This is a genomic window from Variovorax sp. SRS16 (assembly GCF_901827165.1).
Taxonomy (GTDB): domain Bacteria; phylum Pseudomonadota; class Gammaproteobacteria; order Burkholderiales; family Burkholderiaceae_C; genus Variovorax.
The window spans coordinates 273,017-285,755 of the sequence record NZ_LR594667.1; the positions used below are offsets into that span (position 1 = coordinate 273,017).

General features: G+C 61.4%; 12 protein-coding genes. 9 read left to right on the forward strand and 3 right to left on the reverse strand.

Going from position 1 to position 12,739, the window contains the following annotated elements:
* Positions 1 to 2,085 precede the first annotated feature (2,085 nt).
* From E5P2_RS29330 to E5P2_RS29350, 5 genes are all read left to right on the forward strand, one after another.
* The gene (locus E5P2_RS29330) at positions 2,086 to 2,661 is read left to right on the forward strand and encodes a hypothetical protein (RefSeq protein WP_162570812.1); all 576 of its coding nucleotides are present in this window, start codon (positions 2,086 to 2,088) and stop codon (positions 2,659 to 2,661) included.
* A gap of 92 nt (positions 2,662 to 2,753) precedes the next feature.
* On the forward strand, positions 2,754 to 3,188 hold the full coding sequence (locus tag E5P2_RS29335) for a hypothetical protein (RefSeq protein WP_162570813.1): 435 nt from the start codon (positions 2,754 to 2,756) through the stop codon (positions 3,186 to 3,188).
* A 54-nt stretch (positions 3,189 to 3,242) separates the two neighbouring features.
* Entirely contained in the window at positions 3,243 to 3,779 is a 537-nt protein-coding gene (locus E5P2_RS29340) for a DMP19 family protein (protein WP_162570814.1), read from the forward strand.
* Positions 3,780 to 4,274: 495 nt separating this feature from the next.
* Positions 4,275 to 4,937 (forward strand): hypothetical protein, encoded by a 663-nt coding sequence (locus E5P2_RS29345; RefSeq protein WP_162570815.1) that lies wholly within the window; start codon positions 4,275 to 4,277, stop codon positions 4,935 to 4,937.
* Positions 4,938 to 4,968: 31 nt separating this feature from the next.
* Complete coding sequence (locus tag E5P2_RS29350) at positions 4,969 to 5,751, forward strand: hypothetical protein (protein WP_162577739.1); 783 nt, start codon at positions 4,969 to 4,971, stop codon at positions 5,749 to 5,751.
* 291 nt (positions 5,752 to 6,042) lie between these two features.
* Here the strand turns inward: E5P2_RS29350 and E5P2_RS29355 are convergent, their stop codons facing one another.
* Both E5P2_RS29355 and E5P2_RS29360 read right to left on the reverse strand, forming a co-directional pair.
* Complete coding sequence (locus tag E5P2_RS29355) at positions 6,043 to 6,747, reverse strand: SHOCT domain-containing protein (RefSeq protein ID WP_146039519.1); 705 nt, start codon at positions 6,745 to 6,747, stop codon at positions 6,043 to 6,045.
* 18 nt (positions 6,748 to 6,765) lie between these two features.
* Positions 6,766 to 7,263 carry a hypothetical protein gene (locus tag E5P2_RS29360; protein WP_068674398.1) on the reverse strand — a complete coding sequence of 166 codons (498 nt, stop codon included), beginning with the start codon at positions 7,261 to 7,263 and terminating at the stop codon, positions 6,766 to 6,768.
* Between the two features lie 207 nt (positions 7,264 to 7,470).
* Between E5P2_RS29360 and E5P2_RS29365 the strand changes: the two genes are divergently transcribed.
* The 4 genes from E5P2_RS29365 to E5P2_RS29380 all read left to right on the forward strand — a co-directional run bounded on the left by E5P2_RS29365 (position 7,471) and on the right by E5P2_RS29380 (position 11,946).
* Positions 7,471 to 7,863: a hypothetical protein gene (locus E5P2_RS29365; RefSeq protein WP_068674532.1), complete on the forward strand. Its 393-nt coding sequence runs from the start codon at positions 7,471 to 7,473 to the stop codon at positions 7,861 to 7,863.
* Between the two features lie 86 nt (positions 7,864 to 7,949).
* Positions 7,950 to 8,906 carry a hypothetical protein gene (locus E5P2_RS29370; protein ID WP_146039520.1) on the forward strand — a complete coding sequence of 319 codons (957 nt, stop codon included), beginning with the start codon at positions 7,950 to 7,952 and terminating at the stop codon, positions 8,904 to 8,906.
* A gap of 66 nt (positions 8,907 to 8,972) precedes the next feature.
* Positions 8,973 to 11,093, forward strand: a complete 2,121-nt coding sequence (locus E5P2_RS29375; protein WP_162570818.1) for a GYF domain-containing protein — start codon at positions 8,973 to 8,975, stop codon at positions 11,091 to 11,093.
* 25 nt (positions 11,094 to 11,118) lie between these two features.
* On the forward strand, positions 11,119 to 11,946 hold the full coding sequence (locus E5P2_RS29380; protein WP_162570819.1) for a hypothetical protein: 828 nt from the start codon (positions 11,119 to 11,121) through the stop codon (positions 11,944 to 11,946).
* Between the two features lie 25 nt (positions 11,947 to 11,971).
* On the opposite strand, the gene E5P2_RS29385 is transcribed toward E5P2_RS29380, so the two are convergent.
* Positions 11,972 to 12,625 carry a hypothetical protein gene (locus tag E5P2_RS29385; RefSeq protein ID WP_162570699.1) on the reverse strand — a complete coding sequence of 218 codons (654 nt, stop codon included), beginning with the start codon at positions 12,623 to 12,625 and terminating at the stop codon, positions 11,972 to 11,974.
* Between the last annotated feature and the right edge of the window lie 114 nt (positions 12,626 to 12,739).

Consider the following 12,739-nt stretch of genomic DNA (forward strand, 5'->3'; position numbering starts at 1 on the left):
GCTCGCGTTGCGGCCAATACCGGAAGTTCGTCACGACCCTCCAGTTCCGCTAGCGTTGCCTTGATTGAAGGCCTATTGACCGTGGCGCGGTCGATAAAGGCCTCCACACGAACGAAAACGTGGCCCATCGCGGGGGGCGCCGAACTCCCTTCTCGAGGGTTTCACGTGAAGTTCACCGGGAACGCACGGTGCGGCTCTAACGTAGCGCGTGCATTCGGTGTGAAGTGCAAGACTGGGGAGATTCTGCTTGTGACCCGTTCGACGATGAAGCTCGCTGTGCCGCTGTTGCTGACCTTGACCGTTGCAGGGGCGGCGGCAGGTTCGTTGTTGGAAACCAAAGGTCCAGTGCTCGCCGGTTCTGTAACTCGACCTGAGTGCAAAGAGGCGCTCGTCATTGCCCAAGCAGCGTTCGCATCGGACTCGCCTCGTCTCTACGCTCCCTTCTTGCTGCCGTCCGTCCTGTCGAGCGAACTGGTGTTGGGAGCGTCAGAACTCGACCTCTCTGGCGGCGACGCGCTTCAGGTCGATGAGACGATGTTTGAGAAGCACCGTACACCGGATAGCACCATCGCCAGAGCCGTGTATTGGCAGCGGCATGGAGAACATGGGCACCGCTTGATTGTGCAAGAAACTCCGCGCGGGTGGCGCGGAGATGCATATTCCGCCTTCATCACGCCCGATGAGCAGACTGTTGGCGACTTCGTTGCGCGTCTTGGCCAACCCGCGCAGCGGGGGTCGAACGGCGAGATTCTCTCGGGCGTGTGGAGGCCCCCCCCTGGTATTCAGGCACGGCGCATCAGGGGCACTCTGGCTCATCGATGTGGGGCAGCCTTTTGTCTTTCTCGCAGCTTGGTCTGTGTATGCGCTCGAACGCGGTCCTAGCCCAAGTTGCCGAATTGACTTCCGGCCGGCGTCTGCAAAAGATGCGAGTGCGCTGCTCCCTGAGCCGACAGCCGCTCTCGTGCGCCTGCTGGATAAGGCAATCGGGTCCGGTGCGGGCGAAGGTACGCAGCAACCAACGGCGTGGATACAGGTGGACGTTCAGCACACGCTGGCGAACGCCGCGCTGCGTCCGTGGGCGGTTCAGCAACCGTTCAACTCGAGGAGCGAGGTGGATTCCGGGCTGGCCGAGTGGGCAGGCAAGGATACGTATAACCGTCAATTGTTCCAAGCGTTTGGGATGAAGTATCCGGCTGCAGAGAGGGCGCTTGCGGCTCACTATCGGCACCGCTTTCACCTGGGGCGGAGCCAATCAAAGCGGATGGCGGCGTACTCGTTGGACGTCGCATTTCGCTCTCATTTCACGTTTCCTAAGGAAAATACTAATACTCCAGGGGGGAACCCTGCGCCGGCGAACCCCTGGCACAGTTTCAATCCACCTCGTGACGGCTGGTGACCTCCATAGGCAGAATGTGGGCCATCAGGGACAGTCAAGCGCGACGTCCGAAGCGCGTGCGCTCTGTCCTGAGGCCGGTCACGATTGCGCCTGCACTACGTACAGGCAGCCTGCCACTTTCGACTACCGATGCCTTCAATTGACCACGTCGAGGAGCACCTGCCAGGACTGCAACTCGCCTTCTTCGAGATTGTCTGGCCTGCGTTCGATTGGCTTGGAGCAATCGGTCTGCGCCCCGAGCCAGGCCATGTAGTGTCGGTGCAGCTACGGGCCTCAGAGCTTCCGACTAAAGGTGACCTCGATGACTGTAAACGGCTCCTTCGAGACGTTCTAGACGCGGCGTTCGCCGGTGTGAAGGTCAAAATCCACATCACCAAAGACAAACCTGGGGCAGAAGTTAAGGGTTGGTACCTCGGTATGTCGCCGGACCTTTTTAAAGTCATCGCGAGTTCGCATGCACCTTGGCGTCTTGAGCGCGGTCGATAGCCTTAGCGGCGCCTGGAGGCCTTTGATATCGGTCCGCAGCCGTCCGAAGCCTTCGTTCTTGATGGCGTCTCAATTCCAGTTCAACTGAACTGCAACAAAACGCGCCTCTTCCAGTTGGCTTTCGATGCCGTCCGGGTTACATTTTGCTGACATAAATCGGCTGCGCGAACCGTGCGCGGCCACGAACGAGGAGCGCCGTAGCAATGATTTGCCCGCAATGCGAGGCTGAAAACACGTTCGCGGCCGCGCGCTGCACCGACTGCGGGAAACCCTTCGGTCCGTCACGCGACAATCGGGACGAACCAGCCTCGCGTGCAAGCGAAGTCGCACCGGCATCCAACGTGACGCGTCCCAGTTCTTCAGCGTCACCAGCCGAGGTGCTAGGCCAGCCGCAGAACCTCGACTGGCTCGTCCGCTATGCGCTCTGGGGCATGCCTGTCACGTATATCGGCTTGGTCGCAGCATCCGCGTTTGGGCTGAAGCCGCCAATGCTTGTTTTCAAGGTGCTCCTTGGAGGCGGCGCTCTATGGCCGTTGCGCGCGTTGCTCAAGAAGGAACCCAGCAACGAGCGCGCCCTGGTCGCAAGAAAGTTCGGGCGCATCCAAATGGCCGTGATGCTCGCCGCAGAACTGACCATGATTCCCTTCATGTTTGTGTTGCCGGCCCAATCTTGGTTGTTGGTCGGGGGAATCTTTTTGCTCGTGGCTTTCGGTGTGCATCTTGTAGTCGGTGTCATAGGCACACGTCGCCTCAGAGGCTTTGCACAGCTCGGCGGATAGCTCGCTGGCGCTGGCGGCGACGAATTGCTTGCGCGGACGCCTCCAACCGGCCAAGACCGGACCTTCGACCCTACCCTCTGACTTCTCAAAACATGAGCCAACTCTGCACCTTCGCGGGCGTCCGCATCGCTCTCCCCAACGGCTGGGTCGACATCAGCGACGACATGCCCGAAGGAACACCGCCCACCCTGGCAAAGCCGGAAGGGGTCGGGGCACTGCAGTTCTCTGTAGGACGGTATCTTTCCGGCGCCAACCCACAAGTCAGCCCGGACGACCTTGACGCGATGCTCAAGGAGTTCGCCGACACACGTTCTCTTGGCGTGGCTGCGAACGTCGAACGAGGCAAGTCCGCGAGCCACTATGTCGGCGGGAGCTTCCTGCATGCAGGCGACGTGATTCGCGCCTGGTACTTGACCAACGGCTCCGACGTGGCACTTGTCACCTACGTGGCAGCCGCTGAAAGCGGCGATGCCGCGGGCGAGCTCGCTGACGCGGGCACTATCGTCAGGTCCGTTGATTTCGGCTGAACGTCAAAGGGCAAGATGCGGCCACAACCGGCCCTTCATCCGCATTTCCTATTCATGCCGAACATCGAAGACTTTTCATCGTTGAGCACGGAAGAGTTGGTGCAGGCTTTGTCCATCAGCCTGTACGAACCTCCCCTAAATCGCCTTCGAGAAACCTTGGCATCGCGGCCTGAGGTTTTTCGTGTGCTGACGCTCGTACTCGACTTCGATACCGAGGTCTCGATGAGCGGGATTCTCGGATTCTTGGAAAATTCCACCGGCCAGTGGCTCAGCGAGACCATTGAAGCCTTCGACCTCATCAGTGCCAACGAAACCGCCGGCATCCTTCGCCGCGTTCACCAGGCGATGAATCGACATGGCATAACCCCAACGACCTTACGTTCCGAAGTGAATGCCGGAACGCTGTATGACGTTGTTTCGTTCGGCGAGCTTCATGGAGCGAAGAGCCAGGCCATGTCTCGCGAAGTGATGCAGATTGCCGGCGACCTCTACGTCGGCAATCCTGGTTCGCAGGAGGAACCTTGGCGCCTGCTCTATGAGTATGTTGAGCCAAGGCGTCAGCAGCTCTTGGATGTGCTTAGTCAGATTTGACTCCGGCCAGGCGACGAACTGCAACAGCCGCTTTGGGGCAACGGCTACTTCCGCTATGGGCCTGCCCAGAAGTACGGCGCCGAGAAACCGGATGTTCGAGGCGTATGACGGGTTCGTGCCCGTTGCCGTCGCAGCTGTACCTCGACATCGGAGACAGCTATCCGCCACCTAGCGGTCAAACAAGCATTACCGCGTCATTGCCCCGCGCGCACTTGCGCTGCCTGAGGCACCGCTTGCGAGGTCGTACTTTGACGCCCTGGTTATCGCAGCCGACTGCCGATGCGCGACCTGGAGGGCCAAGGTACCGGCCGCCCAGGTTGGTCAGTTGGGCAGCCGTAAGTTGCCGACGTGGATGCCTTGCGCCGTCGCCGGCAAGAAGTCGGCGCACTCGTTAATTTGTGCCACGACGAGCGCTCATCAGGGTGCGCAGGGGCGCGCCGTCCTGTATACACTGCCGCCACCAGAAGAACGAACGGCCCATCGAGCCCTAGCTGAATGCAGAACTCAGGCGAACAAGCGAAAGCGCAGGGCCAAACCGCCACGCAGATGGACCAGGGCGCTGAGGCGCCAGTCCAGGATGGTGGGGTGCCATCCCAATCGTCGACCGAGCAGGCCGGTGCGTCCACTGCGAAGCCAAACTTGGCCGCAATCGCGGTGGCGACAGCAGTCGCTTTGGTGGTTGTCTATGGCATCTTTCAGGGCTGGTTTGGCACCAAAGTGACCCCCGCAAGGCTGGCAGGCACCTGGGAGTGCGACGGCCAGGGCCGGCCCATGTACGAGTTCGACCCCGCCGGCACGTACACACAGTCGACAATTGGCGACCCGAATTCGTCCGACTCGGCGAAGCGGGCCAGCATGGAGGTCAAAGGAACGTTCGCCATCTCGGGCGGTGAGGTGACCATGACCCCAAAGCGCGTGCTCGCGGCGGTAGAGCCCCAAGACCTCCCTCTGTTTGCGCCGGCCATGCGGTCCGGGGCCATCCGCCTTCTTGGCAGCAACACCTTCGAGATTCTTCCTGGCCAGGGCAGCACCACGATGAGTGCAAAGCTTTCCGACAAGACACTGACCTTCCGGGTGACCCGGCGCGTCGACGCTCGAGGTTCGGTGGTCAATCCGCCCGCGGGCGCCTGGCAGCCATTTGAGTGCACCAAGGGATAGCCCGTCGAGGGCTTTTGGTCTTCAAGAATCAATGAAACAAGCAGGAGGAGCGTTCATGAGATGTTTGGCTTTAGCGGCATCGTTGCTGCTGGTGAGTTCGTTTGCGGCCGGTCAATCGCGAGTCCCTGAGAAACTGCGGCGCAGCGCCAGTCCCGAAGCCATTGCGGCCCTGTCGGAGGCTTCCGGAGAGAAGCCGGAGGTCATCAGGGCCATCCAAATGTTCAGGACGCAGCTTGAAAGCATCCGCGCGACGCGGGAAGACGAGCTCGAATTCAGCCGGGAAGAGGTCGCGGAATTTCATCGAAAAAACCCGAACTTCAAGCCCGACAACGCCGACCAACTTCTGCTGGTTTGCTTCGACTGGAGGCCTGTTGCTCAGCAGGTTTCTGACATAGTCCCCTGGATACTCTTGCTTAGTTCCTATGGGCCTTGTTTCGAGCAGGGGTCCGCGAGTGCATACGTGGTCAATCGTGCCTTGGTCAAAGTCGCGATTTTCAAAATGCGAGAGCTCGCGCCGAGCAGCTGGTCGACTCCCTGGCCAGGGGAAAAAATCGACCGAGTCGAGAGCTATATCTTGGGAAGCAACAAGAAGAACATCGAATTGCTCGCCGAACTGATGCGCAAGGAAGCGGTGGCTGCCATGTCCCCCGCCCAAAAGGCTGCGCATGAGAAAAGCGAGCAAGCTCAAAAGGCGGCAGGGCGCGCGAACATGTGCCAGTTCATGAAGGCAACAGTCGACCAGGCAATCAAGGCAGGTGATAGAGCTTCGGCCGAAAATACGCTTGCCTCGATGTCGTTGCACGGCTGCAAGTAGTACCAGCGCTGAAGATGCGTTGCCTACAGGGCAGTCCTCTTCGCGCTGATGACGAATGGCCAATACCTTGATTTCCCGGCCTGGAATGAGGATGGCAGGCGCTGCTGCCCTTCGTACATTGCGCGGCATGGCATCACAAACCCGCCGGAGCGATGCAGCATCGAATGGCGCTACCGGGCATCGCAGCGCGTGCATCCGCACTGGCGCCGCCTCCGCGCCATAGGAGCCCGAGCTCGGCGGCTCGTCCGGAAGCTGGGAACCCGCCCCGCGTGCCGAACTGCGAGCAAGCTGCTAGCCGAGCCGCCCCTCCTGCGCACTTGCCAGCACGCGAGCCTTTGCAAGGTCGAACTCCTCTGCCGTCAGAATGCCGTCTGCGTGCAAGTTCGCCAGTTGCTCCAAGCGCAACATCATCTTGGCGGTTGCATCGCTAGCCACCGCGTTGGCTATTGACTCGGGTTTTGGGCGCATCAGGCTCTGAAGCTCGGGGCTGCTAGATGCCGTTATGAAATCGAAAGCGGTTCTTCCAGTGCTGTCAGGATGGTCGGGCTTTGCGCCGGCTTCGAGAAGAAGCGGGATGCAAGAGAGTGCCTGTTCCGAGACGGCGTATTGGAGAAAGCCGCGCCCTGTTGGCAGTTCGTCGTATGGGTGAACTCGCCCGGCCTGCAGCGCAGTGCGAATGACCGAGGGGACGTCATGTTTCAGCGCGTCGCGAAAGTCCTCGATGGCGGATAGCTTCTCGGTACTCAATGCCGTGCCGTCACCATAGCTGACCGGCGGGATGTCCTTCGTGCCCCCGCGCCCGCCGAACACCATGAAAATGGCCCCGGTCACAGCCGCGGCGCACGCTGCGAGCAACAGGTTTTGTCGGTCCTGCATGAGGCCGATGTTGTTGACACGACTGCCGTAGCCCGTCGCTACGCTCGGGTCGAACACGAAGAGTGCATAGCCCCCGACCAAGACCGCACCAATGAACAGCAGCACTCCAAATGCCTTCATCCGGCTCTCCCGTGGTGCCTAGACCGCAGCCGACGGGATGAGCCTGGCCGCAACCGCATGCGCCTTTGTCGCCAAGAAAATCCCCACCGCCAGCTCCCCGAACCCAATCATCCCGTCGATGTGCATCCAAGGGTCCATCGTCGTGATGGGCTGCCCGTTGGCAATCACGATGGCGCACAGCGACAGGTACTTCAGCACTGCCGGCAACGCCTTGATGGCAATGACGAGCAGCCCGAGCACCACGCAGGCGACGACCAGGGCCTGCTGGCTCGGAAGCTGTAGCTTGTCTTCAAACCTCGTCTTCGGAACCAAGCGGTGCGCGACGGACATTGGAAACAGCCATAGGAGCGCGCCGGCTCCGACGTAGAGCCCGGCCACCAGATACGGCACCCACACGGCGTCCGGGTTATTCGACGCCTTCAGCGCCTGGGCGATGGCGAACGCCTGGAACGCGGAGATAGCGAGCCAGATTGCGAACAGGCGAGCGGCAAGGCCGACGATTTGCTGTGGAGTCATGAGCTGGCTTGCCGAAGTGAGGGGCGCATGTTGCGCAGACGAGTTACTGCTGGTAACATAAGGTTAGCACAAAAGTACCCACTGCCGGTGGCGAGTGCGCTCAAAAGAATGGAACGGCGGTACTCCCTACGGGAGGCGCTTCAGGAGTCGAGGGCTAAGGCACGTGCCGGGGACTACCGGTCACGCGCCGGGTTGGAGGAAATCGCGATGCAGACTTGGGCGAAGGTGCTCGATTGGATTGGTGTTGCCTGCTTCGGAGTCGGCGCGCTTGCCATGGCCCGCTACCCGCAGGCCTCTCCATGGGTCATGGTGATTCATCTGCTGCCCTTCGGCGCAGCGCTGATTGCCTTCCGGCCAGACTCCTCGCGCGTTGCCGTTGTAGGAGCGCTGGCGCTCAATGGGCTGTGGCTGGCAGGACTGGCCGCGGCTGTCGCTTTCGTCCTGTGGTCGCTTAAGGCCCGGGAGAGCCTGTTCATCGCCGTCTTCATCGCGGTGATGGCGACACCGTGCCTGCTCAACATCCTCGCGCTGATGTCATCCAAGAACCGAGCGGTAGCGGGCGAGTCGGCTGCGCACACGAGCTTCGCGGCGGCGGAATGATGTCGCGACAAGGCTCATTCTGGTGCCCGCCAGCGCGTTTTCCTCTGGCCGCATGCTGGCGACGTGAAAGTCGTGGCGCGATGTGTTTGATTGTTCCCGCCCTGGCGGCACTCGTCCTGTTGTCCAGCGCCGGCGCAGCAGTGGCCGCTTCCGAAGACATCGCTTTACGCGGCTGCTGGCGTAGTCAGCAGGTTCGAGTCACCCTGGCTGACGGAACGCACCGCGAGCAGAACGGCGACTGTGTCATTGAGTACGACGGTAGTCGGGCTCGGTCGACGTGCCACGGCAGTAACGGAAAGACGGAGACTCTGTCGAGCTATGTGCCATCCGGGCCAGGGCAGTTGCGGGTGACAACCCTCGACCCAGTAACCGGTCAGCCGAAAGGTCCAGCCTCTGAGCTGAACTATCGTATCGAAGACGAATGGCTTCTGTTTGAGCGCCAACTCCCGGCTTCTGCTCAGGCGAGCCCAACGGGAAAGCAGCCGGTTTCGTTGAAGTCGGTGTCAATCCGAGTCTCGTCAGGGACGACGAAGGGAACGGAGTGCCGGCCCCGCGGCGAAAACCCGCTGCGAGTGGGGCGCATGCCGACAAGTTCGCTGCTCTTGACACTGCCCACTGGCTGGAAGCCATGGAACGTCGACCCGGCGACCGACAAGAATCTTGGACCGGCAGTCAACTCGAACTTCTTCGTCGGTGCCTTCGTTCCTCAGAGTGCAAACTTCGGGTCCTCGGGTCCGGTTCAGTTCGTGCTCGTTCTGGACGACACGCGCTATGGGCCGATACCTGTGCGGCCAGCCCAGTTTGCCGATGTAAAGAAGCGATTCATCGGCGAAATGCCTGGGTCTCGGCTGAGTTGCGATGACCAAGACCGAGTATGCGCCAGTCTGCGAACTCCAAATGGCGCAACCACCTATACCGAGCTAGTCAATCTAAACGGGCGCGTGGCCATGGTCACTGCTGCCTCCCAGAACGATTCCATCGACACGCTGCGGAGGTACGCCGCGCGATTTGTGGAAAGACTGCGACTCGACAACCAACGTTGATGCCCCGGACGCTCTAGCGCCGAACGGGCCCTACTCACAAAAACACTGAAAGACTGAGGAGCGAATATGACCATGGAGCAGGCTGGCTCGCTGCTGCCGCTGTTGATATTCCTCGCGCTGATTGCCGGTTGCGTGTGGCTGGTACGTCGGTCGGCACGCCAAAGGGAGGCTCGCGGAGAGAGGCTCCACGGAACGAGAGGCTGGCTCGGCTTCTTTCTTGTCGCTTCATTCGTCCTTTCGCCGCTGATAGGTATTGGCACGCAATTCAGGAACTTCACCGAGGCGGAGGCGCGCAACCCCGCGCTCGTGGAGCTTCCAAGCTATGTGCAATACAAGGCTTTCTGCTGGTGCCTGATGCTGGGCATGATTGTCTGGCAGGTCTGGATGGCCAACCGGCTTCGCACGAGGTACGAGCCGGAGAGCGTGACCCACGCCAAGCTCTTTCTTGCCCTAAGTCCGTTCGTCATGTACCTCGGCGATGTGGGCGCTGCCTGGGCGTTCCTCAACGTGAACGCCGCGGGGGAGGGCGCTGCTCAAACGGTTCGCGGCTTCATTTCAAGCTTCCTCTGGTTTCTGTACTTCACGAACTCGGAGCGAGTAAAGAACACCTACTTTGGTGCCAAGCAGGCCGGGGACCTTGAGCCGCTCGAGTCTCTGCGCATGCGAGCACGTGGCCGGAAAGCGCTCGAAGACCGTCGAGACCCTGTGTTCGCCGAGGCCCCGTTGGCTGCGTTGCCGACGCCGGAGCAGACCGACACGCCCGCAGCAGACGCAGCCGAGCAGGTCTGGTGGTACGCAGAAGGCGAAAACAGGAGCGGTCCGCTGTCGGCAGTGCAGCTCGAGGAGCTTGTGCAGGCGGGCACCATCAGCATGACCACGCTGGTTTGGCGCGAAGGGCGCCTGAGCTGGAAACCCATGCAGCACATCCCGGAGCTGGCCAAGGGCCGGGCTGCGCCGGCCGCGGACGCTGAGCCTGGATTCCTCAGGCAAGCTAGGTTACGCGAACGCGCCGCCGGCGCGCCGCTGTGGACCGCAGCAATCATCTTGGCCGTGGTGCTGGTCGCGTTCGGCCTGGCCTTCCATCTGCCTGAGAGGGCGTCGCTGGCCTATGCGCTCGGAGTCGGCCTTGGCACGCTGCTGCTGCCAGTCGCGGTCGTCGTCATTTTCTCGCTCTGGAGCGACTACCCCAGCCAGCGCAAGAACCTGAAGGTCTTCGTCGGATGCTGCACGGTGCTGCTCGCAACCTCGGGCGCGACCACGCTCATGACACGCGGCTACGTGGAGCGTTGGCTCAATCGGGACCAGTTGACGGCGGAGGACCACCGTTCTCAGGCAATCAAATGTGTGCAGCTGCGCGACCTGCGATGCCAGGAAGCCAGCTGGCGCGAGTACGTACGGCTTCGACCCGACGACGCCTTCGGCGCCGCGCGCCTGGGCATGGTCCTGAACTTGCGTGACAAGCACGAGGAAGCCATCGTTCACCTCAGGAGGTCGTTGGACCTCGGGGAGGGTGCGTACGACCTCTTCGCGTTCTACGCCGACAGCCACGAGAAGCTGGGCCACACGGGCGACGCCATCGAATGGTCGTACAAGGCGCTGTCCGTGGCACCGAGCCTGGTCGACGTCAGAGGGCGCTTAGCCAGCCTCCTGCTCAAATCGAAGCGGCCCTACGAGGCGCTGTCTCTCCTGCAGGCCTACGACAACCAGTTGGAAGCAAAGGGCGTCCGGCCGTACTTCGTGGCGCAACGGATTTCCATTGAGACGGCTATCGACCAGGCCGAACCAGAGAAGACCTTGGAGCGCGCGGCGCTGCGGTTGCCGGCCTTCAGTGGTCACTTCTTCGCGCCAGTGACCCTGGGCTCGAGCAAGCCGCGGGCTTTCATGGTCGACACCGGCGCCAGCCGGACGAGCCTGAGCGACGCGATGCTGCGTGACACGAAGGTCGTCTACCGGGTGACCGAGCCGCAGGTGAAGATGCGGACAGCCGACGGCAGAGTAGTGCTGGCACGAGGCATCGTCATCGAGTCGATGAAGGTCGGGCCCTTCGAACTCAAGAACGTGCCAGCAATCGCGTGCGTCGATTGCGCCTCGCTGCTTGGCCAAGCGAGCTTGGCCCATTTCGACATGCAATCAGCGCGAGCGCAAGGGGTTGAGTTCCTGCTCCTGGCGCGGCGCGGACCTCAATAGTTGAACAAAGGAAGCGAGTCCTTCGATGGAAAACATGTTCTTTCCAAGGCTGCGCCGCCTGAGCATTGCGCTGCTCGCGGCGGTGTCGTTCGCGGCAGCCGCCCAGCAGCCAACGCCAGCTCGACTGCAGGCCGAGATTTCGCGGTGGATGCAGCGCTACGTCAGTGACGAGACTCTGCTCGAGAAGACAGTGACCAACTCGTACGGGCCGAACCTGGCGCCGCCGAAGCGCGAGGCAGTCAAGGCCATGTTGCGAAGAGTCATGCTGCACGAACGGATGGCGCCATATCTGACCAGGGTGGTGATGCCGTTCTACGGCAAGCAGCTCGGCGCGGATGAAAGCAAGAACTACGTGCTCGAGGCCGTGGTCGAACTGCAGGTGAAGGGGCTGCGCCGCCTGCCGACCGAGGTCCATGCGCAATTCCTGCGATACATCCTCGACATGGCTGCGGCCACTCAGCCTACCGTGTGCAAGGCGCTCTTCCTCGGGAAAATGGGCACCCAGCAGTCCGCCGTCTATGAGCGCCGGTACATGGCGAGCTTGCCGACAGAGAAGTTCGAGGCCGTTCTCGGTATGTACCAGGCGGCAGCGCTGGCCGAGCTTGATGGCTATCCCGACGTCAAGCCGCTCAACCCGACGCAGGCCAAGGCGGCCGAGAGCGCCTATGCCGTTGCAGTCAAGTCCCGCATCGCGCGCATGCCGCTAGGGCTGCACGCACGCGTTTCCGCGGACATTGAAGGTGGCGAACCGACTGAGGTGTGCGCGTGGTTCCGTGACACCGTTGGAGCGGCATTGGACCTGCATGAGCCTTACCTCGGGTGGTATCTCACCCGCTTCATCCAGGCCATGTGACGGAGCGAGGTGCGCGATGTCGTGTTTACGCCGGCAGTGGCTTGACGCGCCACCCACCAGGAGCGGTGAACGTGGCACCACAGCGCTGGCTCGGGCAGCTTTCTGCGTCAAGGAGCACGACGGTATCGCAATTCGGGCACGTGCCCTTGGGCTTCGCCTCGTAGGCCTCACGCTCGAGACGAAGTCGACCTTCTTCTGTCTTCAACTGCTCTACCCTCTCTCGCTCGATTCGCTCTGCAGCCAACTCGCCAGCGCGGCGGCCGGTATAGAGCGCTCTGGAGCGAACTTCATCGCCCAGAGCTTCTGTAAAAGCTTTTGCCCAGACCCCGGGCTTTCGCTGCGCTGAATCGCACTCGGCCATCGCTGCGGCGAAATCGTCATCTGTTGGCCCCACATGTGCGGGAGCGGAGGAGGACTTGGTTGATGCGTCGAACAGCGCAGCGGCATTCATGGCGCCCGACGAGGAATGCGCTGAGGTGCGGCCAGCACCAGGTGCCGGAGTCGATTCCCCTGTGGCAAGATTCTTCGAGACTGCGAGAATAATCCCTGCAATCAAGGGGCTGATGAGCAGGCATAGGAAGAACCATCCCCAACCGCTTCGGCCGCGGGTCGATGCCCAGATGCCGACCGCGATAGACAGGGGCAACGCAATCGTCAGCCAGCCTAGTAGTTGTCCCATTTCACGCTCTCCTCAGTTCCTGTTTGAATTGTTGCAGCACGAGAGTGCTCATTATCGTTCTGGCCGCACGATGCTGTTGGCAACCTAACGGCACAACGGCTTCAAGCGTGCAAA